Annotated in this window: 20 protein-coding genes; 11 read left to right on the top strand and 9 right to left on the bottom strand. The window is 63.3% G+C overall.

Going from position 1 to position 20,208, the window contains the following annotated elements; all coding sequences use genetic code 11:
• The 5 genes from ppk1 to P1U55_RS02290 form a co-directional block, all read right to left on the bottom strand.
• Positions 1 to 1,433, bottom strand: a 1,433-nt coding sequence (gene ppk1, locus P1U55_RS02270) for a polyphosphate kinase 1 (protein ID WP_301045860.1), incomplete at its 3' end; no start/stop codon positions are given.
• Positions 1,434 to 1,484: 51 nt separating this feature from the next.
• On the bottom strand, positions 1,485 to 2,144 hold the full coding sequence (locus P1U55_RS02275; protein WP_301045861.1) for a DnaA/Hda family protein: 660 nt from the start codon (positions 2,142 to 2,144) through the stop codon (positions 1,485 to 1,487).
• Between the two features lie 3 nt (positions 2,145 to 2,147).
• Positions 2,148 to 3,269, bottom strand: a complete 1,122-nt coding sequence (locus tag P1U55_RS02280) for an AI-2E family transporter (protein WP_301045863.1) — start codon at positions 3,267 to 3,269, stop codon at positions 2,148 to 2,150.
• An 86-nt stretch (positions 3,270 to 3,355) separates the two neighbouring features.
• The gene (locus tag P1U55_RS02285; protein WP_301045865.1) at positions 3,356 to 5,164 is read right to left on the bottom strand and encodes a methyl-accepting chemotaxis protein; all 1,809 of its coding nucleotides are present in this window, start codon (positions 5,162 to 5,164) and stop codon (positions 3,356 to 3,358) included.
• Positions 5,157 to 5,459 carry a hypothetical protein gene (locus P1U55_RS02290; RefSeq protein WP_301045866.1) on the bottom strand — a complete coding sequence of 101 codons (303 nt, stop codon included), beginning with the start codon at positions 5,457 to 5,459 and terminating at the stop codon, positions 5,157 to 5,159. The genes P1U55_RS02285 and P1U55_RS02290 overlap by 8 nt, the downstream gene beginning before the upstream one ends.
• Before the next feature lie 412 nt (positions 5,460 to 5,871).
• On the opposite strand from P1U55_RS02290, the gene proS reads away from it, so the two are divergent.
• The 3 genes from proS (at position 5,872) to P1U55_RS02305 (ending at position 9,515) form a co-directional block, all read left to right on the top strand.
• Positions 5,872 to 7,212: a proline--tRNA ligase gene (proS, locus tag P1U55_RS02295; protein WP_301045867.1), complete on the top strand. Its 1,341-nt coding sequence runs from the start codon at positions 5,872 to 5,874 to the stop codon at positions 7,210 to 7,212.
• 379 nt (positions 7,213 to 7,591) lie between these two features.
• Positions 7,592 to 8,839, top strand: coding sequence for an ABC transporter permease (locus P1U55_RS02300; protein WP_301045937.1), 1,248 nt, complete (start codon positions 7,592 to 7,594; stop codon positions 8,837 to 8,839).
• Complete coding sequence (locus P1U55_RS02305) at positions 8,832 to 9,515, top strand: ABC transporter ATP-binding protein (protein WP_301045868.1); 684 nt, start codon at positions 8,832 to 8,834, stop codon at positions 9,513 to 9,515. Before P1U55_RS02300 ends, P1U55_RS02305 begins: the two co-directional genes overlap by 8 nt.
• A 2-nt stretch (positions 9,516 to 9,517) precedes the next feature.
• On the opposite strand, the gene P1U55_RS02310 is transcribed toward P1U55_RS02305, so the two are convergent.
• The 3 genes from P1U55_RS02310 to P1U55_RS02320 all read right to left on the bottom strand — a co-directional run bounded on the left by P1U55_RS02310 (position 9,518) and on the right by P1U55_RS02320 (position 11,112).
• Positions 9,518 to 9,958 (bottom strand): DMT family transporter, encoded by a 441-nt coding sequence (locus P1U55_RS02310; RefSeq protein ID WP_301045869.1) that lies wholly within the window; start codon positions 9,956 to 9,958, stop codon positions 9,518 to 9,520.
• Positions 9,955 to 10,326, bottom strand: coding sequence for a hypothetical protein (locus P1U55_RS02315; protein ID WP_301045870.1), 372 nt, complete (start codon positions 10,324 to 10,326; stop codon positions 9,955 to 9,957). Before P1U55_RS02315 ends, P1U55_RS02310 begins: the two co-directional genes overlap by 4 nt.
• A 102-nt stretch (positions 10,327 to 10,428) precedes the next feature.
• Complete coding sequence (locus P1U55_RS02320) at positions 10,429 to 11,112, bottom strand: hypothetical protein (RefSeq protein ID WP_301045871.1); 684 nt, start codon at positions 11,110 to 11,112, stop codon at positions 10,429 to 10,431.
• Positions 11,113 to 11,319: 207 nt separating this feature from the next.
• Between P1U55_RS02320 and P1U55_RS02325 the strand changes: the two genes are divergently transcribed.
• The 3 genes from P1U55_RS02325 (at position 11,320) to P1U55_RS02335 (ending at position 12,660) form a co-directional block, all read left to right on the top strand.
• Positions 11,320 to 11,706 (top strand): cytochrome c, encoded by a 387-nt coding sequence (locus P1U55_RS02325; RefSeq protein ID WP_301045872.1) that lies wholly within the window; start codon positions 11,320 to 11,322, stop codon positions 11,704 to 11,706.
• 59 nt (positions 11,707 to 11,765) lie between these two features.
• Positions 11,766 to 11,963, top strand: coding sequence for a CsbD family protein (locus P1U55_RS02330; RefSeq protein ID WP_301045873.1), 198 nt, complete (start codon positions 11,766 to 11,768; stop codon positions 11,961 to 11,963).
• A 178-nt stretch (positions 11,964 to 12,141) separates the two neighbouring features.
• A complete protein-coding gene (locus P1U55_RS02335; protein ID WP_301045874.1) occupies positions 12,142 to 12,660 on the top strand; it encodes a transposase in 519 nt (172 codons plus the stop codon).
• 141 nt (positions 12,661 to 12,801) lie between these two features.
• Here P1U55_RS02335 and parE read toward each other — a convergent pair whose 3' ends face one another.
• The gene (gene parE / locus P1U55_RS02340) at positions 12,802 to 14,757 is read right to left on the bottom strand and encodes a DNA topoisomerase IV subunit B (protein ID WP_301045875.1); all 1,956 of its coding nucleotides are present in this window, start codon (positions 14,755 to 14,757) and stop codon (positions 12,802 to 12,804) included.
• A 240-nt stretch (positions 14,758 to 14,997) separates the two neighbouring features.
• Between parE and ppk2 the strand changes: the two genes are divergently transcribed.
• The 5 genes from ppk2 to P1U55_RS02365 all read left to right on the top strand — a co-directional run bounded on the left by ppk2 (position 14,998) and on the right by P1U55_RS02365 (position 20,121).
• The gene (gene ppk2 / locus P1U55_RS02345) at positions 14,998 to 15,921 is read left to right on the top strand and encodes a polyphosphate kinase 2 (RefSeq protein ID WP_301045876.1); all 924 of its coding nucleotides are present in this window, start codon (positions 14,998 to 15,000) and stop codon (positions 15,919 to 15,921) included.
• Positions 15,922 to 16,022: 101 nt separating this feature from the next.
• Positions 16,023 to 16,682 (top strand): DUF1007 family protein, encoded by a 660-nt coding sequence (locus P1U55_RS02350; protein WP_301045877.1) that lies wholly within the window; start codon positions 16,023 to 16,025, stop codon positions 16,680 to 16,682.
• On the top strand, positions 16,667 to 17,617 hold the full coding sequence (locus P1U55_RS02355) for a hypothetical protein (protein WP_301045878.1): 951 nt from the start codon (positions 16,667 to 16,669) through the stop codon (positions 17,615 to 17,617). The genes P1U55_RS02350 and P1U55_RS02355 overlap by 16 nt, the downstream gene beginning before the upstream one ends.
• Positions 17,618 to 17,737: 120 nt before the next feature.
• Positions 17,738 to 19,108: an MATE family efflux transporter gene (locus tag P1U55_RS02360; protein ID WP_301045879.1), complete on the top strand. Its 1,371-nt coding sequence runs from the start codon at positions 17,738 to 17,740 to the stop codon at positions 19,106 to 19,108.
• 80 nt (positions 19,109 to 19,188) lie between these two features.
• Positions 19,189 to 20,121 (top strand): hypothetical protein, encoded by a 933-nt coding sequence (locus P1U55_RS02365; RefSeq protein ID WP_301045880.1) that lies wholly within the window; start codon positions 19,189 to 19,191, stop codon positions 20,119 to 20,121.
• The last annotated feature ends 87 nt before the right edge of the window (positions 20,122 to 20,208 follow it).

Below are 20,208 nucleotides of genomic sequence, written 5' to 3' on the forward strand. Positions count from 1 at the left end.
ATCGGGTGGTAATTGCCGGTGCCGTAGTGGGTGTAGGTGACCAGTTCGCGGCCCTCGCGGCGCACCACGGTGCTGATTTTGGCGTGGGTTTTGTAGTGCATGAAGCCATACACCACGTGCGCGCCGGAGCGCTCCAGCCTGCGGCTTTGGCGGATGTTGGCGGCCTCGTCAAAACGCGCCTTCAGCTCGACCAGCGCGGTGACGGATTTGCCGTCTTCCGCCGCTTCGCACAGCGCCTCCACAATCGGGCTGCGCTTGGAGGTGCGATAGAGGGTTTGCTTGATCGCGACGACATCCGGATCACGCGCCGCCTGCTGAAGAAAGCGCACCACCATATCGAAGGTTTCATAGGGGTGATGCAGCAGCATGTCTTTTTGCTGGATGGCGGCAAACATATCGCCATCGTGGTCTTGTACCCGCTCGGGCACGCGGGGGGTGAAAGAGGGCCAAAGCAGATCGGGGCGACTATCAAGCACCAGCTCCGAAAGATCGGCGACGCCTAAAACACCATCGGTTTCAATGACTTCCGCATCGCCGACTTCCAGCTCTTCCATGATGAGCGCGCGCAGGGCCTTGGGGGCGGCGGCAGACATATTAAGGCGCACAACCTCGCCACGGCGGCGGCGTTTCAGGGCGGTTTCAAACTCGCGCACGAGGTCTTCGGCCTCTTCCTCAAGCTCAAGGTCACTGTCGCGCAACACCCGGAAGGTGCAGCTTCCCTTCTCCTCATAGCCGGGGAAGAGAGAGCCGATGTTGAGGCGCAGCAGCAACTCAAGCGGCAGGAACCGATGCTCGCCTTCCTCGGCGGGCAGGGCCACGAACCGCTCGATCTGGTGGGGCACCGGGAGGATGGCGTTCAGCTTGCGATCATTCGCGCGGGAGGTGAGCTGGAGGGCGAGGCAAAAGCCGCCGTTGGCGATAAAGGGAAAGGGGTGCGCGGGATCAATCGCCAGCGGCGAGAGCACCGGGAAGACCGAGGTGAGGAAATAATCGGCGAGATAGCTGTGATCGGCTTCGGTGAGCTGCTCGGTGGAGAGCAGGTGGATTTTTTCGCGGTCCATCTCCTGGCGCAGGTTTTTCCAGGTTTCCTGCTGACGAGCGATCAGCTTGCGCGCATCGGCGTTGATCAGCACCAGTTGCTCTGCCGGGGTCAGCCCATCGGCGGCGGGGGTGGTGATGCCCTCCTTTGCCAACTCGCGCAGGCCCGCAACTCGGACGGTGTAAAACTCATCCAGATTGGTGGCGGAGATCGACACAAAGCGCAGCCGCTCCAGCAGCGGCACGCGGGTGTTTTCAGCCTCTTCCAGCACCCGCCAATTGAAGCCCAGCCACGAAAGCTCACGGTTGTGAAAACGCCGCGCGCCAGCGGTTTCTTCGGGCGGTAGCACAACGGGTTCGGGGTAGGGGGCGGCGAGAAAATCGGACTGGGTCATGGGGGCAATCATCGGGCTTGTCTGTCACGGGGGTGTGACAGTTTGAGCCCCTTAATTGCCTGAAAACTCCGGCTGTTCCAAGACCTCCGCTGCCAACCCGCGCGACAGGCGGTGCCCGGTGGCAAGCTGATGCCGATCAAGCGCAGCCACCAGCGCCTGTGCGGCCTGCGCCGAACGCTCCATCCGGGTCACGAGATAGCTGAGCAGTTCAGACGAAGGATCAAGCTGGCGATCGGTGAAATGCTTCAGCAAGAGGGCCATCAACAGCTCATCATCGGGTTCGCCAAGGCTGGCGCGGGTGGTGGCGGCAAGGCGCGTGGCCAGATCGGGGAGGGTGGGGGTGAGCGGGTCTTGTGCCGTCATCAACAGGGGCGTGCCGGGCGCGGCGAAGCGATTGAGCGTGTGAAACAGCGCCTCTTCGGTCTCGGGATTGCCCATGAAGCGGTGAATGTCTTCCAGCACCAGCGGGGTGGAGGGCACCGGCGGCGGGGTGACGCTGTGGGCGGTTTCGGCACCGGTTTCAACCGCCCAGACAGAGGCAAGGTGGCTCTTGCCAGAGCCTTTTGGCCCTGTCAGCAGTAGCCGCGCCTCTGGCCAGCCGAGCCAATCATCAATCAGGCGGGTGGCAGCGAGATTGGTGGCGCAGACGAAAAAATCATCGCGCCCGGTGGCTTCGATCACCGGGAGGTCGAGGGGGATCTGACGCGCCATCTGTTAGCTTTCGTCGCGAACTTCTTGGGTTTTGTCGGTGGCGACCTTGGCGGCTGTGGCCACGGTTGGGTTTGCGTCGGTGCCCTGATAGAGTCGCCCCTCCTTATACTCGGCGAGGCCAAAGCGGGCGACCACACCGAGCGCGGCGGCAACCGGGACGGCGACGAGCATGCCGGTGAAGCCAAAGAGCGTGCCAAAGGCCGAAAGAGCGAAGATCAGCCAAACCGGGTGCAAGCCAACGGAATCGCCGACCAGTTTTGGCGTGAGGATATTGCCCTCAAGGAACTGGCCGGTGAAAAAGATCGCGGCCACGGCTCCGATCCAGGCCCATTCTCCCCAGAACTGGAACAGCGCCAGGCCGATAGCGAGCGCCCCGCCGACCAGGGCGCCGACGTAAGGGATGAATGTGAGCGCCCCGGCGATAGCGCCGACGACGAGGCCAAAGTTGAGGCCAACCCCCATGAGCGACACCGCGTAAAAAACGCCCAGAAGCAGGCAAACGGTGCCTTGGCCGCGAATGAAGCCGGCAAGGGTGCGGTCAATTTCGGAGGCGAGGTGGCGGATGGTGGGGGCGTGGTCGCGTGGCAGCAGGTCATCAACCTTGGCGGTCATGCGATCCCAGTCGAGCAGCAGGTAGAAAGCGACGATGGGGACCAGCACCAGCAGCACCATGACATTGACGATCGACGAGACCGAGCTGACGAGCGATGAAATGAGCTCACCGCCCCGCGATTGGATGGTTTCGCCCAGCGTCCCAAGGGATTTGGCAATGGTGCTCTCCCCATCCATCAGATCGGGGAAGCGGGTGGTGAGAAAGCTGCGCAAATCAGAAAAGACCTGCGGTGCAGTTTTGAACAGAGCGATGCTTTGCTCAACCAGGGAAGGCACCACAAGGAGCGCGGCGAGGGCGAAGATCAGCAGACCGATAAGGGAAATCAAGCTGACCGAAAGGATGCGGTTGAGCCCTATCGCCTCAAGCCGGTCAGCAACCGGATCGAGGCAGTAGGCGACCGCTCCGCCCAGCACAAAGGGCAGGATCACATCACCCAGCAGGTAAAGCACGGCGAAGAAGGCCGCCGCTGCGACGCCCCAATATTTCGCCTGATCTCTGACCGGAAGTGACATGCCGCCCCTTTTTTCCCTTCCTCTCATATTGCCCGCCGGGCGCGGTCATGCAAGGGGCGGTGGCGCGGGTTGGTCGACCGGGGCGATTACCCGGCGGCGCGCATGGGGGGCATTTCCACCGGGCCATCGGCGGTGGCTAGCCCCGGCAGCCGCATTTTGCCCGGTTGGCCAAGGCTGAAGGTTTCGACCAAGCTGTTGAGCCGCTGGACATTGCCCGCGAGCAGGGTGTTGGCGGCGGTGGTCTCTTCAAACATGCCGGCGTTTTGCTGGGTGACAACTTCCAGTTCGGAGATCGCTCCGTTGAGTTCGGTGAGGCCGCGGGACTGATCGGAGGTTGCCTCGGCAATGTTGCGCAGGCGCTCGGTGATTTTGCCGATGGCGTTTTGGATGCCTGCGAGGGCGGTGCCGGTTTGGTTGACGAGGGTTGCGCCACCCGCGATCTCGGCCACGGAATTGGAGATCAAGGTATTGATTTCACTCGCGGCTTGCGAGCTGCGCTGGGCGAGGGCGCGGACCTCGGAGGCGACCACGGCAAAGCCGCGACCGGCTTCGCCTGCGCGCGCGGCCTCGACCCCGGCGTTCAGGGCGAGCAGATTGGTTTGAAAAGCGATATCGTCGATCACGCCGGTGATCTTTTGGATTTCGCGCGAGCTTTCCTCAATCCGGTTCATGGCGTCAACGGCGTTGGCCATGATGACAGTGCCCTCTTCAGCTTCTGAGGAGGTGCTTTCGGCCAGAGTGCGGGCATCGCTGGAATCCTCGGCGACGGCCTTGATGGTGCGGGTCAATTCACTGAGGGCAGAGGCGATTTGGGCCAGCGTGGTGGCCTGCCGTTCGGTGCGGATCGACAGATCATTGGCGGAGGAGGAAATTTCGGAGCTTTGTTCCTCGATCGAGGCGGTTTGGTCGATCACCGCCAGCATCGCGTTGCACAGGCGTGTTGTGGCGGCGTTGAAATTCTCACCCAGTTCCGAAAACTCCTCTCCCAGTTCTTCGGTGATGCCGGTGGCCAGATCGCCTGCGGCAAGGCGCTCCAGCGCGGTGCGAAAATGCTCCAGCAGGTGCGCGCGGATGGCATCGTTCTCGGCCCGCTCCGTGGCCTCGCGCGCCTCAGCGTCGGTGCGCATGGCGGCTTCGGCACGGGCTTGAGCGAGGGCCTCTTGCGCTTGACTGGTGGCCTCGGCGGCAAGAGCGCGCTCTTTTTCGGCCTCGGTGAGGGCGGCGGCTGCGCGGGCGGCTTCAGCCTCGGCCTTTTGAGCGGATTGCTCGGAGCTGGCAGCGGCGGATTTGCTAAGGGCCAAACGCTCCATTGCCAGCCGCGACAGCGACAGCCGCTTGTGAATGGCGATCACCAGAACCCCGGCTTCGACGACAACCACGGCCGCATGAAAGGCCGTGCGCCCGACGTTGAACAGGAGGTCGGTAGATGGGTAAACAAGCGCGGGCAACAGCAGGGTGAAGCCCAAATGGTGCAGCGCGACAGTGCCCGCAGCGATCAACACCGGCTTGATATCGGCCATCGTTACCAGCATCGCCAGAGTGACGAAATAGACCATGTGGCTATCAAGTTGCAGCGGGTGCCCGGCCAGAGACGCGGTGAAGGTAATGGCGGTGCCGGTCAGCGCTTGCGCCACAAGGATGCGCGACAGCACCGCAGAGGCAAGCGGCGCCAGCAAAGCCAGCCCGGCAAAGGCGGCCCCGCCGATTGCCATGACAAGCACGTGCCCGCCGGTGATCCAGCAGACCATGATCATGAGCAGCGCGGCCCCTACCGTGAGCTTTGAGAGCAGTTTGACCGCTTGCACGCGATCTTCTTCAAGGGGGGTGCTCACCGGGGCCACCATTTGATCAGGCTGCAGCATGAAGGGTTCTTTGAGGGCAGTCGCTTCAGACATCATCAACTCCACAGATTGCGGCGAGGGCATTGCCATCAAGCACAGCCCAGGCCCCGTGTTTCAGGGCGCGGGTCTCATCGCCGGCGGTGTCCCATGCGGCGAGCAGGGCGAAGGGCGCGCCTGCGGGGCCGATGATATGCCCGCCCGCCGCCTCAACCAGCGCCGGACCATCGGCCCAGGGCGACAGCAGCACCAGCACCGGCCCGGCGCCTGAGGGATGTTGGCCCAGTAGGGCAAGGGGCGTTACGGCGAGCGGGGCCATGAACGCAAACGCGATGGTCAGGTGGTGCAACATGTGGCGAAGCGCCCTTTTTTGGCACAGGGTTGACCACCCTTCTACGAACGGCGCCTTTCTACCTCCTTAACGCCGCTCGGTTTTCTGCCCCGCGGCGTGAATAACCTGTGAAAGCTGCGGTGTGGCGCTTTCCTATGGCGGTGCGGGCCCCCAAGCTCACCAGATAGCGCAATGGGCCAGCAGAGGAGCGCAGACCGATGACTCGATTCGTGAAACTCAGCACCGTGTTGGGCCAACCGCCGCGCCCAACCCCTGCAAATCCGCCCTCAGCCGAGGCCCCGCGCGAGCGGCCAGAGGGCAAGGCCCCGCCGCCATCCCCGGACCAGCGCCGCTGGGTGGGCTAAATCTTGTGAGCGGCGGCGTGATGGGCTAGAGGCTCAAGGCATAAATTCATGCCCCGAGGGACCCATCCATGCGCCTGAGCCGCTACTTCCTGCCTGTTCTCAAGGAAACCCCTGCCGACGCGCAGATTGCTTCGCACCGTTACATGCTGCGTGCCGGAATGGTGCGCCAACAGGCCGCCGGGATTTATTCGTGGCTGCCGCTGGGCTTCAAGGTGCTGAAGCGCATCGAGCAGATCGTGCATGAGGAGCAGCAGCGCGCGGGCCATATCCCGATGCTGATGCCCACCGTGCAACCGGCTGATCTGTGGAAGGAAAGCGGGCGCTATGATGCTTACGGCCCCGAGATGCTGCGCATCCGCGACCGCCACGAGCGGGACATGCTTTACGGCCCCACCAACGAGGAGATGATCACCGACATCTTCCGCGCTCATGTGGCCAGCTACAAAAGCCTGCCGATGACGCTTTACCACATCCAGTGGAAATTCCGCGACGAGATCCGCCCGCGCTTTGGCGTGATGCGGGGGCGCGAGTTTTACATGAAGGACGGCTACAACTTTGACCTCACGAAGGAAGATGCGCTGCACGCCTATAACCGCCACATGGTGAGCTACCTGCGCACCTATGAGCGGATGGGGCTGACGGCGATCCCGATGCGGGCTGACAGCGGCCCGATTGGCGGCGATGACACCCATGAGTTCCTCGTGCTGGCCGAGACCGGCGAGAGCGATGTGTTCTTTGATGCAGGCGTCACCGATCTGAAGCTGGGCGACCGGGAGGTTGATTATGATGACGTGGCGCAGGTGAAGGGGATTTGTGACGAGTTTACAAGCCTTTACGCCCGCACCGACGAAACCCATGACGAAGCGCTTTATTCCGGCATCCCCGAGGATCGCCGCCGCCAGGGCAAGGGCATTGAAGTGGGGCAGATCTTTTACTTTGGCACCAAGTATTCGGAGCCGATGGGGGCCACCGTGCAAGGCCCGGATGGCAAGCCGGTGCCGGTGCATATGGGCAGCCACGGCATTGGGGTGAGCCGCCTTGTGGGCGCGATCATCGAGGCCAGCCATGACGATAAGGGCATCATCTGGCCCGAGGGGGTAACGCCGTTTCACGCCGGGATCGTCAACATGCGGGTGGGCGACGAGGCCTGTGACCGGGCCGCCGAGGCGCTTTACGGCACCATGAAAACCCTCGGCATGGACCCGCTTTACGACGACACCGACGAGCGTGCAGGCGCGAAATTTGCCACCCAAGACCTGATCGGCCTGCCGTGGCGCATCACCGTGGGGCCGCGGGGGCTGAAGAACGGCGTGGTTGAGCTGACCAACCGGCGCACCGGCGAGAGTGAGGAGCTGTCTCCCGAAGCGGCGCTTGCCAAGCTGGCCGCAGCCTATGAGGGGAAGCGCTAGGGCGTGACCCCGCCGCAGGGCCTTGTGGGAGGGGGGCGTGAGCTTGATGGTTGGCACGCAAGGCGGCTGCGTAGCACCGGCGGGTCGCTTGGGGCCGAGCAGCGCGTCATCAACCAGTGCGAGCGGGGGGTCGTGCGGGACCGCTACACGCCCACCAGCCCCGGAAAGCCCACGGGTCGCGGGCGGCGGATGACTCCTGCAAAACCGGCTGGAAGGTAGGCGACCCCGCGAGAGCGCCGGCAAACACTGATCGGTGACAGGGCGGTTTGAGCGCTTGACCTCCCGCGCATCCCTCCGCATCTTCCCGCGCAAACAGGCAGGAGGCCCCATCGTGGCCAAAACAGCAGGCAAAACAGCCCCATTCTCACGCTTTGAGTGGATGCTCGCGTGGCGCTACATGCGCTCGCAGCGCTCCGAGGGCGGGGTGAGCATTTTGACGTGGATCGCGCTGGGTGGGATCACGCTGGCGGTGTTTGCGCTGATCGTGGTGATGGCGGTGCGCTCGGGCTTTCGCACAGACTTTGTAGACACGATCATTGGTGCGAATGCCCATACCTCGGTGCGCTCCTCGGTTTATGTGGATGAACGCGGCGCAACCACCCGCGCGATCCCCGATTACGAGGCATGGGTGGAACGGCTGAGCGCGGTTCCGGGTGTCACCACTGTGGCCCCGCTGGTGAAGGGGCAGGTGCTGGCCAACCTGCGCAGCGCCAATGCGGGGGTTGAGGTGTTTGGCATCCGCCATGATGACCTGTTGAACCTGCCGCGCATTGCCGAGCCCGAGCAGCAAATGGGCGATATCTCGCGCTTTGACGAGGGCGTCGCGATCGGCTGGGGCGTGGCCTCTGAGCTTGGCGCATCGGTGGGAGACAGGATCAAGATCATCAACCCCAATGGCACCCGTTCGCCGCTGGGGGTAACGCCACGGGTGAACGCCTATGAGGTGGTGTATATCTTCCAGGCCGGGCGCTATGACATTGATCGCACACGGGTTTACCTGCCGTTCAGCGAGGCGCAGAGCTTTTTCAACTATGATGGAGCGGCCAGCGAAATAGAGGTGATGGTTGATACCCCCGAAGAGATTGAAACCTGGGATGTGCCGCTGCTGCGTGCGGCGGGTGACCGGGCCATCCTGTGGAGCTGGAAGGACGCCTGGGGCAGCTTTTTGCGCGCGCTGGTGATCGAGGACATCATGATGATCATCATCATGTCGATCCTCGTGTTGATCGCCTCGCTCAACATCATCTCAGGCCTGATCATGCTGGTGAAAAACAAGGGCCGTGACATTGGCATCCTGCGCACCATGGGGCTGACGCAGGGCACGATCATGCGGGTGTTTTTCCTCTGTGGGGCGCTGATTGGCACGGTGGCCACGGCGCTTGGCACGCTGCTTGGCTGCCTCTTTGCGCTCAACGTCAACAATATCGTCGGCTTCATCAACTGGGTGTCGGGGCAGGATGTGTGGGATGCCTCGATCCGGGGGATCTACAAGGTGCCGTCAGAGTTGCAGGCGGGGGATGTGATCTTTGCGGTAGGCCTTGCGCTGGCGCTTTCTTGGGGGGCCACGCTGATCCCGGCGCGCCGGGCGGCAAGGCTCGATCCGGTGGAGGCGCTGCGCTATGAGTGAGATGGTTTTAAGCCTTGAGGGCGTGTGCAAAACCTACAACGAAGGCAAGCCAAACGAGGTGCGCGTGCTCGACGGCGCGGCGCTGGATTTGCCGCGCGGCGAGGTGGTGGCCCTGGTTGCGCCCTCGGGATCGGGGAAATCAACGCTGCTGCATATCGCCGGGCTGCTGGACACACCAACAGCGGGCACCGTGCGCCTGATGGGCGAGGATATGACCCACGCCAGCGACGATAAACGCACCGCCGCCCGCCGCGCCGAGGTGGGATTTATATATCAATTCCATCACCTTATGCCCGAGTTCAGCGCCGTGGAGAACATCGTGCTGCCCCAGCTTGCCAATGCTGTGAGCGCCAGGGCCGCAGAGGCACGCGCGCAGGATTTGCTGGCGTTGGTGGGGCTTTCGCAACGGGCCAGTCACCGCCCGGCAGAGCTTTCGGGCGGGGAGCAGCAGCGGGTGGCGTTTTGCCGGGCTTTGGCCAATGGGCCTGCGCTTTTGCTCGCCGATGAGCCGACCGGCAACCTTGATCCGGCCACCTCTGACACGGTGTTCGAGGCGTTGATGGGGCTGGTGCGCGAGACCGGGCTTTCAGCGCTGATCGCCACCCATAACCTTGAGCTGGCCTCGCGGATGGACCGGACCTTGCGGCTGGACGAAGGGGTGGTTGTGCCGGGGTAAGGCTAGCCTTTCAGCACCAGAACGGTGCCCAATGCCATTAGCCCAATCCCGCCCACGCGCGACAGCGAAAGCGCCACTTCCCGTGCGCCAAACAGGCCGAAATGATCAATCACCGCGAAGGAGATCATCTGCCCCAAAAGCACGAAAACCACAGCGTTTCCAACGCCAAAGCTGGGGGCGACCCAGGTGATCGAGAGCACGTAGAAGGCCACGAACAACCCGGCCAGAAACACCTCTTTCGGGGCGGTGGTGAAGCGGTGCAGCGGCGCGGGGCCAGTCACGAGGGCAGTGACCAAAGCGGCGGTGAAGGCCACGATAAACAGCAATGTTGCCGCAGAGGCCGGGGAGCCGATGTGCCGCCCGAGACCGGCGTTGAGCGCGGCCAAAACCGGAATGCCCATGCCCGCCGCCAGCATGATGAGGGCTGATGTGGTGGTGCTCATCGCCGTGCCCCCGCATCGGTGACATGCAGCGCGGTGAACAGGCAGATAAGATCAACTCCTAGAAATATGGCTGCAATAACAAGCGCTTCGCCGTTAAGGTCAGCGCCGGTGTAGCTGGCCACCAGATCGCCCGCATCGCGCACCGCCGCGCCGGCAAAGCCCGCCAGATAGACGGCTGCGCCCCCCTTCCACAGCGCCACCAGCATCACCGCCGAAAGACCGACCCCGCGGGCAAAATACGCCGGGTCATCCAGTGGGATATCCAGCGCGGGCAGGCCGACCGGGCCGCCGAATATCCCCGCGATCACCAGGAGCAGCGCGTATAGGCGCAGCCAGAAGGGCAGGGTTTTTGCGCGTGATGCGGCCATATACGGTCCTCCGTGGATTTTGCCAGAGCCTATGGGCAGGTTCAGGGGGCCGCAAGATCAGCAAGGTAGTGCAAAACGTAAAAGAAGCCTTTACCGGGCCGCTCAGGAGCAAATCCCTTTGATTTCAGCGCCTTCCCAAGGGATGAGCACCCGTTTGACGCGCGACAGCGACAGGGGTTTTGGGTCCATCGCCTGCGAAACAAGGCTTTCAAGCCGCTGGGTGCGCGCACCTTCGGGATCGAGGGCGCGGCAGCAGACGAACTCTTCAACCAGGCTGGCCTGATGCTCATACGGGTAATCAAGAAAGCGAGGTTTTGCTGCGGGATCAAAGAGATAGGGGTCTTGCGCGGGCAGATGCTCGGCGGCGCCTTTCAGCGGGTGATAGCGCGTTGTTTTGCGGTGCTGCCACTGCCAGACATGGGTGAGTTCATGCGCCAGAAACATCGCTGCGGAGAGGTTCAGCTCCTCTGGCCAACCCTCAAGATAATCCTCCAAGTACCAGTCAGGGTTGAGAAAAATCTGGTTGAAGGCGACCAGCCCTGCGGTGGTGGAGGTGAACGACTTTTTGGGGCTGGGCGGCAGGATAAGCTCGCGGCAGGTGGTTCTGGGGCGGGTGAGATAGGTGCGGGAGATGGAGCCGACGGTGGAATAGGGGGCGAGGTGGACGCGGGAGTGATCTAGTGTATCGCCTTGAATTTCCTTGAGAAAATCGACTTCTGCTTCGGTCAGCGGGCGGCCGCAGGAGGCTGTGAGCAGCAACAGGAGGAGGACTGGAAAGTAACGCATTTTCAGAAGTTTATGGGGGTGTTGCGGGGGCTGCAATGGGCGTTAATTGCAAAAAGATCACAGCCACAAGTGATGCACAAGGGATGCACACCCCATGCATAGGAGATTTCATGCGGGGGTGAGCCGTTAACCCGCCGTGCCCTGATCTGTGTCATGGTGAGGCAAGCCCTGTGGCGCGACACTTACGCATAGCAACAGGAGGAAACCATGCGGATGATCATCATTGCAGCCCTTTTTGCGGCCAGCCCGGCGCTGGCGCAGGACGTGACGGAAGGGCAAGTGCTATACGAGCGCCACTGCGCGACCTGCCATGGGATCAAGGCCGATGGCTTGGGGCCAATGGCTCCGGCGCTGGTGGTCCAGCCGACCGTCCTGACGGCGCTGAGCGCGGGCAATGCAGGGGTGTTTCCGATGACGCGCGTTGTGAAGCGGATCGACGGGCGTGATCCGCTGGTTGCGCACGGCTCGGCGATGCCAATTTACGGTGACTTTTTTGAGGGCGACGACACGCCGCTGAAAACCGAAAGCGGCCAGCCGCTGCTGACCTCGCGCTCGGTGGTTGATTTGATCGCTTATATCCAGAGCCTGCAATAAAGGCGGAACTTCCGACCGTGGAGCGGCGTTGGTCTGCCAACATGGAAAGGAGTTCTGACATGAATTGGGATACTGTTAAAGGCAACTGGAAAGAGTGGAAAGGCAAGGCCCGCGAGAAGTGGGGCGAGCTGACCGACGATGAGCTGGATCAGGCCAAGGGCGAGCGCGAGCAGCTTGTGGGCCTTGTGCAGCAGAAATATGGCAAGACCAAAGAGGCTGCCGAAAAAGAGGTCGACGAGTGGCAGGCAAAGCTCTGACGTTTTCGCCTGTTATAGCTTGATGAGTTGGCCCCCTGCGTGTGAGCGTGGGGGGCTTTTTGTTGGGGGGGATGATGGTGGGTTTCACCCACCCTACCAACGTCACCTCACTCCGTAGGGTGGGTGAAACCCACCACTTGTTTACGAGCGGTTAACCAAACTACGGCAGGCTCGAAGAATGCCGAATTATCGCCGAGCCAGAGTTCCGGGAGGAACCTATTTCTTCACCGTCGCGCTTGCGGATCGCAACCGCCGGGATCTGGTCGAGCACATTGACTTGCTGAGGCAGGCCTACGGTGAGGTTGCAAGGAAACGCCCGTTTGCGACAGAAGCCATTGTCATTCTCCCGGACCATCTCCATGCAATCTGGCGACTGCCTGAGGGCGATGCGGATTTCTCGACACGGTGGAAGGAGATCAAGGCCGGGTTCTCGAAACGATTCGGCGCAAGGCGCCCCCGAAGCGGCAGCAAGCGTGCCAAGGGAGAGGTGGGTGTGTGGCAGCGTCGGTTTTGGGAGCATGTGATCCGCGACCCTGCGGACATGGCGGCGCATATGGCCTATTGTTGGGGAAATCCAGTAAAGCATGGATTGGTGGCGCGACCGACGGATTGGGAGGCATCATCTATCCACCGGGACATAAGGGCCGGGCGGGTGCCGCCGGAGTGGGCCGTACCTGAGGGGGCGTTCGGCGAGTAGGGCGATGGCGGCTTGGCGTAGGGTGGGTGATAACCCACGGATGGGTGATGCCATGTTTTGTGTTGGTTGGCAGGGTTGGAGCGGGGTGGTGAGTTTTGCCTAGCCTACGAGGGGTGAGAAGAATGGTGGGTTTTACCCACCCTACACATCCAATTCCTCAACAAACCGCGCATTTTCCTGAATATATTGAAACCGCATTTCCGGTTTCTTGCCCATCAGCCTTTCCACCAAATCGCCGGTTTCGCCGGGGTCGTCCTCGTCTATGGTGACGCGGATGAGTTTGCGGCTTGCCGGGTCCATGGTGGTTTCTTTCAGGTCCTTGGCGTCCATTTCTCCCAAGCCCTTGAAGCGGGACACGTCGATCTTGCCTTTGCCGCCGAGGCCTTTTTCCAGCCATTCGTCGCGTTCGGCCTCGTCGAGGCAGTAGACCCGTTTGGCCCCCTGGGTGAGGCGGAAGAGCGGGGGGCAGGCGAGGTAGAGGTGTCCGGTGTCGATCATCGGGCGCATCTGGGTGAAGAAGAAGGTCATCAGCAGGGCGGCGATGTGGGCGCCGTCAACATCGGCGTCGGTCATGATGATGATCTTGTCGTAGCGCAGGTCATCGACGTTGAACTTGGTGCCAAGGCCGACGCCGAGCGCCTGGGTCAGATCAGAGATTTCGGCGTTGGTGGAGAGCTTGGACGAGGCCGCGCCGAGCACGTTGAGGATTTTGCCCCGCAGCGGCAGGAGCGCCTGGTTTTTACGGTTGCGGCCCATCTTGGCGGAGCCGCCGGCCGAATCCCCCTCGACGATGAAAAGCTCGGTGCCCGCGCGGTTGGTGGCCGAACAATCCACCAGCTTGCCGGGCAGGCGCAGCCGTTTGGTGGCGGTTTTGCGGGCGGTTTCCTTTTCCTGGCGGCGGCGCAGGCGTTCTTCGGCGCGCAGGATCAGGAAATCAAGGATCGCCCCGGCGGATTTGGTGTTGGAGGCGAGCCAGTGGTCAAAGTGGTCGCGCACCGCGCCTTCCACCATTTTGGTGGCGGATTCGGAGGAGAGGCGGTCTTTGGTTTGGCCCACGAAGGCCGGGTCTGCGATGAAGCAGGAGACCAGCGCGCAGCCGCCTGACATGAGGTCATCGCGGGTGATTTGCGCGGCTTTCTTGTTGGAGGCAAGCTCACCGTAGGCCTTGATGCCCTTGAGGATCGCCGCCCAGAAGCCCTGCACATGGGTGCCGCCTTCGGGGGTTGGCACGGTGTTGCAGTAGGACTGGATGAAGCCATCGCGCGAGGGCGTCCAGTTGATGGCCCATTCGACATAGCCCGGCTCGTTGAACTTTTCGCGGAACTCGACTTTGCCCGCGAAGGGGGCCTCGGCGTAGGTGGAGGACTGGCCGAGGGTTTCGCGCAGGTAGTCGGCCAGCCCGCCGGGGAAGTGGAAGGTGGCCTCGGTTGGGGTTTCGCCGTCGTCGATCTCGGATTTCCAGCGGATTTCAACGCCGGAGAAGAGGTAGGCCTTGGAGCGGACCATGGTGTGCAGGCGCTTGGGCTTGAACTTGTGGGAGCCGAAGATTTCCGGGTCGGAGTGGAAGGTGACAGAGGTGCCGCGCCGGTTGGGGGCGGTGCCGACCTTTTCGAGCGGGCCCTGGGGGATGCCACGGGAGAAGCGCTGCTCGTAAAGCTCGCGGTTGCGGGCCACCTGCACGATGAGGCTATCAGACAGGGCGTTGACCACCGAGGAGCCGACGCCGTGCAGCCCGCCGGAGGTTTGGTAGGCCTTGCCAGAGAATTTGCCGCCCGCGTGCAGGGTGCAGAAGATCACCTCGAGCGCGGATTTGCCGGGGAACTTGGGGTGCGGATCAATCGGGATGCCGCGGCCGTTGTCGGTGACGGTGATGGCGTGGTCGGCGTGCAGCGTAACCTCGATGCGGGAGGCGTGGCCGGCCACTGCTTCATCCATCGAGTTATCGAGGATTTCGGCCACCATGTGGTGCAGGGCGCGTTCGTCGGTACCGCCGATATACATGCCGGGGCGTTGGCGCACGGGTTCGAGGCCTTCGAGCACCTCGATCTGGGAGGCGTCATACTCGGAATCGGCGGCGGAGAGGAGGTCGTCGGCCATGGGCTGCTCATTTTGCTTTTTTGCTTGGGCGACAGCATAGCGGAGGAGGGCGGCGGGGGGAAGCGGGGTTGGCCCAACGTGAAGCCGGGAGCCGCCCGTGATGTGTGGGCTTGAGGGGCCGGTGCGGGCGCGGCGAAAGAGGGGTGATGCGGGTGGGGTTGACCCGTGTCAATGTGGCGCAGGTGGGGGCGTGCTAATGTGGGCGGGTAGATTATAGCCCGAAAAAAAGGATGCCTGCCCATGGCTGAAGACAATCCCGCTGCTGCAATCAAGGATGCCGCCAAAAACAGCCTTGCGGTGCCGCAAGCCGATGGGTTGAGGGCGGCGTTTGAGCGCGGCGAATACCCTTATGACAAACGCATGTCGCGCCGCTCATATGAGGCCCAGAAGGCGCATTTGCAGGCTGAGTTGCTGAAGGTGCAGAAGTGGGTGGAGGAGACCGGCCAGAAGATTGTGCTGCTGTTTGAGGGCCGTGATGCGGCAGGCAAGGGCGGCACGATCAAGCGTTTCATGGAGCACCTGAACCCGCGCGAGGCGCGCCTTGTGGCGCTCAACAAGCCCAGTGAGCGGGAGCGGGGGCAGTGGTTTTTTCAGCGCTATGTGGAGCATTTGCCGACGCGGGGCGAGATGGTTTTCTTTGATCGCTCCTGGTACAATCGCGCCGGTGTGGAGCGGGTGATGGGGTTTTGCGATCCGACGGAATACCTGGAGTTCATGCGCCAGACCCCCGAGTTTGAGCGGATGCTGACGCGCAGCGGCACGCGGCTTTACAAATACTGGTTCTCGGTGACGCAGGAGGAGCAGAGGGCGCGGTTTGCGGCCCGTGAAACCGACCCGCTGAAGCGCTGGAAGCTGAGCCCGATCGACAAGGCGAGCCTCGACAAGTGGGATGATTACACCGAGGCCAAGGAGGCGATGTTCTTTTACACCGACACCGCCGATGCGCCTTGGACGATCGTCAAGAGTGCCGACAAGAAACGCGCAAGGATCAACTGTATGCAGCACTTCCTGTCGTCGCTGGATTATCCGGGCAAGGACACGAAGCTGGTGCATGGTGCGGACCCCAAGATTGTGAGCGCGGGGGCACATGAGATCCACAATTCGAACCATATCCTTGGCTCGGCGCTGCATCCGGCGATGCGGCGTGGTGAAGACCCGGCTTGAGAGGCCGGACGGGGGGTGACGCTGCTGGCCTGCGGCCACCTCGCCCCACCCGCCGTCCCGCAGGCTTGCGGGGGCCGGGGGGGAGGCTTAGTTTGCCCGTTATGAAATGGATCATCGCCTCACTCGTTGCGCTTTTGCCCTTTGGGGCGGCAGCGCATCCGCATGTTTTTGTTGAGACCGGGTTTGAGCTGGTGTTTGCGCCGGACGGGCGGGTGGAGGCCATTCGGGTAAAGTGGCGCTATGATGAGCTGACCTCGCTATATGTGACCGAGGAATACGGTGTGGATGCCGATTTTGACGGGGTGGCGACGGCGGAGGAATTGGCCAAGATCAAGGGGTTTGATCTGGAGTGGCCGGAGGATTTTAAGGGCGATACTTACGTGACCTTTGGTGGCAGCGCGGTGGCGCTTGGTCCGCCGCAGGCGGTGTCGGCGGGGTTTGCCGAGGGCATGGTGGAAACGGTGCATGAGCGGCGTTTTGCCGAGCCGGTTGATCCGGGCGCCGGGGCGCTGGTGATCTCGCCTTATGATCCAACCTATTTCAGCGCTTATGAGGTGGCGTGGGAGACCGGGCTTGCGGGCCGCCCTGCCTGCGAAAGTGAGCTTTGGGTGCCGGATGGCGACGCGGCGGCAGAGCAGTTGCAGGCCGCGCTTGATGAATTGCAGGCCGGGGCGATGGCGGCGGGCGAAGAGGAAGCGATGTTTCCGCCGGTGGGAGATTTGTTTGCGCAAGAGGTGCGGGTGACATGCGCCGCGGGTTGATCCTGCTGCTGCTTATCGGGGCTGTTGCAGGGCTTGGGGCCGCATGGGCGCTGGGCGGGTTTGATGCGCTGGCAAGCTGGGCCGAGGGGGTGCAGCGGGAGGCGCAGGGCGCGATGGCCCGCAGTTTGCGCGCCTTGAAGGGCGGGCAGCCGGGAGCGCTTTGGGCGCTGATCGGCCTGGCCTTCACCTATGGCGTTGCCCATGCGGCGGGGCCGGGGCACGGCAAGGTTTTGCTGGGGGGATATGGTTTGGGCCGCAGGGTGCCAGTGGGGCGGTTGGCGGCGATTGCGCTGGCCTCGTCACTTGCGCAGGCGGGCAGTGCTGTGCTGTTGGTCTATGCCGCTATCACGTTGCTGGGCTGGACGGGCCGGGCCGTGGAGGGCTTGACCGAGGCGGTTTTGGCGCCGCTCAGCTATGCCGCGATCGGGGCGATTGGCCTGTGGTTGCTGTGGCGCGGGGTGCGGGGGCTTATCCAGCAGAGAGAGGCGCAGGGCGGGCATGGGCATGGGCATGACCATGAGCACCAGCATGGGCACGGGCACGACCATGCCGGGCAAGGCGAGGTTTGTGAAAGCTGTGGCCATGCGCACGGGCCCACGATTGAGCAGGTAGAGGCGGCGGGATCGCTGCGCGATGTGCTGATTCTGGTGGGCGGGATTGCCATCAGGCCCTGCACCGGCGCGTTGTTCCTGCTCATCATCACCTGGCGTTTGGGGATTGGCGGCGTGGGCGTTGCCGGGGCCTTTGCGATGGGGTTGGGGACGGCGCTGGTGACGATCATGGTGGCCGTGGTGGCGGTTGTGATGCGCGAGGGGGCCTGGGCTTCGGTGATCTCAAGGGGGGGCACCATGCGCATGTTTGGGCCGGTGTTGGAGATTGTGGCCGGGCTGGTGGTGGCTGTGGTGGCGAGCCAGATGGTGTGGCGCGCGCTTTAGGGCCGTTTGGGTGACGCTGCCGGGCTGGCGCCCGGATCGCCCCACCCGCCGTCCCGCAGGGCGCGACCGGGAGCGCTGATGAGGCTTGCCGAGGCCGCGCGGAGCGCCTAGCAGGTGAGCATGCGCGACGAACTTTCCAGATGGGGCCATGTCGTGGCCATTTTGACGCTGGGCTTGCCTTTGGTGGGCGGGCATCTGGCGCAGGTGGCGATTCAGATCACGGATACGGTGATGATCGGTTGGTATGCGGTGCCGGATCTGGCCGCGATGGTGCTGGCGGGCACGATCTGGTTTGTGGCTTTCATTGTATCCATCGGGTTTTCGCAGGCGGTGATGCCGCTGGTTTCGGAGGCCAGCGAGGCCGGGGAGGCGGGCGTGGTGCGGCTGCGCCGGGTGACGCGGATGGGCTTTTGGCTTTCGGCGATGGCGTGGCTGTTTTTCACCCCGGTGTTCTGGTGGGCGAAGCCGCTGCTCATTGGCTTGGGGCAGGAGGCGGATCTGGCCGAGGCGGCGCAGGGATACTTGCGCATTGGCGGCCCGGCGCTGCTGCCGGCGCTCATCGTCATGGTGCTGAAATCCTACCTTGCGGCGCTGGAAAAGACCCGTGCCTTGCTGTGGATCGCCCTTGCGGCGGCAGCGCTGAACATTGGGCTGAACTGGGTGTTGATCTTTGGCAAGCTGGGCGCGCCGGAGTTGGGGCTGATCGGCGCGGCGGCGGCCTCGGCTGTGGGGCATGTATTTTCGATGGTGGCGCTATGGGCCTATGTCCGCTGGCAATTTCCGGAGCATCATCTGTTCCAGCGGTTGTGGAAGCCTGATTGGGAGGCTCTTGGCGAGGTTTTCCGGCTGGGCTGGCCGATTGGCCTGATGCTTTTGGCTGAGGCGGGGCTGTTTGCCTTTGCCTCGCTGCTGATGGGCTGGTTGGGGACGGTGCCGCTGGCGGCGCATGGCATTGCGCTTCAGATCACGACCGGGACGTTCATGGTGCATCTTGGCCTGTCAAACGCCGCAACGATTCGTGCCGGGAAGGCCTTTGGCCGGGGCGACGAGAGGCATTTGCGGCGGGGGGGAGAAGTGTCGATGGGCTTGTCGGTGGTATGGGCGCTGGCGACGATGGTGGCCTATATTGCCGTGCCGGAGTTCCTGTTGGGGTTGTTTCTGGACCCAAGCGACCCGGCCCGCGGGGCGATCCTGGCGGTGGGCGTGGGATTGATGGCGGTGGCCGGGGTGTTCCAACTGGTTGACGGGGTGCAGGTGACAGCGGCGGGCTTGCTGCGCGGGGTGCAGGACACGCGGGTGCCGATGGGCATTGCGGCGCTGGCCTATTGGGGCATTGGCGCGCCGATGGCTTGGCTGCTGGGCTTTGTGCTGGGGTTTGAGGGCGTTGGCGTGTGGGGCGGTTTGGCGATTGGGCTGGCGGTGGCTTCGGTGCTGCTGAGCTGGCGGTTCTGGCACCGCTCGGTGCGGATTGAAGCGCGGCTCGGCGGCTGAGGGCGTGGCACGCGCTGCCCCCTTCCGCTGCGTCGCCCCCGGTGTTACCCATATGCGCAACCTGAGAGGGAGAGGCTGAGATGAGTGAAACCGCCCAACCGGCTGTGCCGACCGATGCGCTGGGATCCTTGCTGCGCCGCCTGCCGGGGCGGATTTTTGCCGTGGTCGACGGGGCGCATTTTGATGACTTGCCGGGCCGTATCCGCGATGTGGGCCTTAATGCGTTGCCGCTCTTTGCCGATGAGATCGACCTGCCTGCTTTGGGGCGGGGGCCGCATTTGGTGGCCTGTGCCAACCTGTTCGCCGTTGAGCAGGTGTGTGATGTGGTGGCGGGGGCGCCTGCCGTGGTGTGGTGGGACTGGCCCGATCAGGGCGCCAGGACGCAAGACAACATTTATGCCCATTTGCGCCGTCTCAACATGGTTGAAATCCCGCAGGGCCGGGCGGAGCCGATTGTGGGGCGCAGGCAGGTGGGCGCGGTTGACAGGGCCTCGGGCCGGGAAACGGTGCTGTTTCGCCATGGCGACCCGAATGTGATGTCGATGCTGATTCCGGTGCTGGAGGAGAACCAGCGTGGGCGGCTGTTTGGCGCGGCGCTTTCGGTGGCGATGCAGCCGCCGGGGCGCGAGGTGACGCATACCAGGAACCCCAGCCACAACGCGCCGCCAGAGTTTGGCCGGCTGAGCCTGTCGGCGGCGCAATATGATGAGCTGGCAGGCGTGCATGGCCGGGGGTTGCGGCGGCGGGCGGTGTATGAGCTTGGCCCCGATATGCCGGAGCCAACCCCGGAGGCCCGTGAAGACCGGGTGGTGGATGCCTATGACCGGGCCGAAAGCTATGGCTGCATGACGCTGGCGCAGATCTGGGAATTCATCGCGCTGGATCGCCGCTGGGGGCGGCGGTTTGAGCTGAAAACCGGCCATGAGCGGGTGCTGGACGCCTTGCAAATGCTGGATGCAACCCCGGAAGAGCGGCTGTTTCGCGCCGAGCAGGAACTGGAGTTCGCCAAGTAGTCAGGCATGGTCGTCAAGCATGGCGATTGGGGGTGGCGATTGGGCGACGAAAGAGGGGGCCACATGGCCCCCTTGATGCGTTTTGAG

Source organism: Vannielia sp. (assembly GCF_029212645.1).
Lineage (GTDB): Bacteria > Pseudomonadota > Alphaproteobacteria > Rhodobacterales > Rhodobacteraceae > Vannielia.